Raw genomic sequence first — 2528 nt, 5'->3', positions numbered from 1 at the left:
GTATATGAGCTGCCCAGAAGTGTGCCGCCCATAACTGTTCCATCCGCCAACGTGAATGCACCGGTGGTCAGGGTTTCGTCCGCTTCGATGGCGAGTACTCCACCATCAACCGTGGTACCGCCGACTGTTTCGCTGTTGGTGACCTGCAATCGGCCGCCGGTGATGCTAATCTCACCGGAGTCTGACAATGCAGACCCGCCCCTTAGCTCCAAAGTGCCCCCCGACACTATGGTGCCTCCGGTATAGGTGTTGGTCCCGGTCAGGATCGTGGTGCCGGAAAGCTGATTGACACTGCCAGTCCCGCTGATGTCTGCGGAGAACGTGTAGTCACTATCCGTGTGGTTGAAGTTGATAGTACCTGTTCCTGGACCAAAGATTACCTTTGCTGTGTTGAGCTCTCCCGCCCCCACCGCAGCATCCCCAGCTGCAGCACCGATGTTCAAAACGCCAGAACCTGGTGAGACAAAGCCCAGCCAGGTCACACCGGACACGCTCACTATTGCATCCTCTGAAATCGTCAGAGTGCCATCGCCACTGCTACCGACAATCAGATTGCTCGAATTGCTCCAGGTTGACCCAGTGCCAGTCACCTCAGCAGTGCCGGTTGCGCCGTTGTAAGCGGCAATAATGCCCATCATGTTACTCACCATACCACCATCGGATATCGTCAGAGAGCCATCGCCTGCATAGCCGAGTGATAGCGTCTCTGAACTGACCAAGGTTGATCCGGTACCGGTCACTTCAACACTGCCGACTAAGCTGTTGAAATGACCGATATAGGTATGGGTATTACTCATCTCGCCACCATCGGATATCGTCAGAGAGCCATCGCCTGCATAGCCGAGTGATAGAAGTTTCGCTTGAGCAGTTCCGTTGGTGGTTTTGTCTGTAACGGTGACCGGATTGGGTGTCGTAGTGTTGATCTGAACATTTTGCGAGCTATTCGGGGCAGTATTGTGATCCCAGTTACTGCCTGTAAACCAATCGGTCGATGTGCTCCCGTCCCAAGTCTTTCCGAGGGCGTCGGCGGTTACTCCAGACAATATCACAGGCCCTGAGGCAATTAGCGCAGCCGCAAGATGGGGCGCTCGACTTGCTATAACACCAGCCATTTTGGTTATACGCCCACCGCGCCGCAGATGGTTCAGAAAGTGCTCAAAACATGTTTTTGTAGGGGAAGTAGTCATACGGATGTCAGAACTCTTGGTTCAAAATCTTTGATGGACCCATCTCACTTCAAAACCGGATCGTTTTGACGTGAAATGACGCAGAGCTTATCGGTGACCTGCTCAGGAACGATCGTCAGTTAAACGCCCCCTAAGCTAAGTCGCTACAGATCTTTCTTCCCAATCATTCGCAAGACGGCACGCCGATACCGGCGGCAGCGGTCAAAATGCTGACACTTGAATATCAATGGGATGAAAATACAGAGGGATTGTACGTAGTCGGCAGCGCAAAGAATGCTAAGAACTTAGCAATCTGGCTATTTACTCAGATTTGTGCACACGGCATGAGCGAGCAGTCCTCAGAGAGACAAATGCTCGGCTCTGGCGGCATCAATCCAGTCTGACAGGGCTTGCTCATCCGGCACGGCAATTGCGCCATACTTCAGTACGATCAGGCCATTTTTTTCCAGCTGTTTGAGCGCTTTACCCATAGAAACACGTGAGGTGCCCACAGCAATAGCCAACTCAGACTGGTTCCAGTTGAGCATCCCTGGCACTTCTGAAGCTTCGAGCATGTTCTGTAAAAACACCGCTGTATAAGCAGGCAAAGGCAGTAAACGCAGATCGTCAAGCATGTTCAGCGCCACATTCAAACGGCTTAACGTCGCTGGCAAAGCTGCGCGGGCGATTTCGGGATGAACATCCATTAGCGTCAGAAAATCAGCTTTGTGAACATAGCCAATTGTCGTTTTACCAACTGCTGTAGCATTTTGCGTCCGCTTGCGACCGGTTAACACACCAATGATGCCAATGAAGTGGCCCTCACCAAGCACTGCAAGAATTGTTTCTCGGCCACTGGGGCTGAAACGCCCCATTCTAACTGCCCCTGAACGCACAATGAGCAGGCGATCACCATCATCACCGGTCGAGAAGATCGTGCGGCCGTCCTGATAGGTGTGGCGCTGCTCGACAGCTGCAAAAGCGGCCTCGACCTTTGGGGGGAGCAGGTCAAGGAACTTGAGGCTCCCGTGATCCAGCAATCCAGTCATGGCCAAGGTTCCTTAAAATGCGTTGAACGCGTACACTTCATCACGTATCCTGAGCATCTCCCTTGTTGTCAACACACCATACTGTTAGTTGCAGTGTCTCAATTGTGACCGCAATTAGCGATAGCCACGAATATCTACAATTGGTCAAAAGCCTCATACGGTGCTCGCACATATCCAAATAAATACCTCCAAATGCCTGCCGCGGAGTTCTCATTCTCGTCCTTCCAATCCAGCCTCAATCCGTTCACCAATCGTCTCTGACAGCACCCGGATTGGATGGGCATCATGGTTCACATAGCGATTGGTGATGGTT

The 2528-nt window shown here is 52.2% G+C and carries 2 protein-coding genes; both read right to left on the bottom strand.

Annotated features, from left to right (window positions below):
* Positions 1–1043, bottom strand: a 1043-nt coding sequence (locus tag PsAD26_RS29480) for an autotransporter-associated beta strand repeat-containing protein (protein WP_343229003.1), incomplete at its 3' end; no start/stop codon positions are given.
* A 482-nt stretch (positions 1044–1525) separates the two neighbouring features.
* A complete protein-coding gene (locus PsAD26_RS22835; RefSeq protein WP_063312260.1) occupies positions 1526–2215 on the bottom strand; it encodes a Crp/Fnr family transcriptional regulator in 690 nt (229 codons plus the stop codon).
* Positions 2216–2528 lie beyond the last annotated feature (313 nt).

The organism is Pseudovibrio sp. Ad26, assembly GCF_001623285.1.
GTDB classification, from domain to species: domain Bacteria; phylum Pseudomonadota; class Alphaproteobacteria; order Rhizobiales; family Stappiaceae; genus Pseudovibrio; species Pseudovibrio ascidiaceicola.
This window is presented reverse-complemented; position numbering and strand designations above follow the sequence as displayed.

What these genes read in the sequence shown, in the direction of transcription:
- PsAD26_RS22835 (WP_063312260.1), bottom strand. Translation starts at nt 2,215, where the DNA reads ATGACTGGATTGCTGGATCACGGGAGCCTCAAGTTCCTTGACCTGCTC.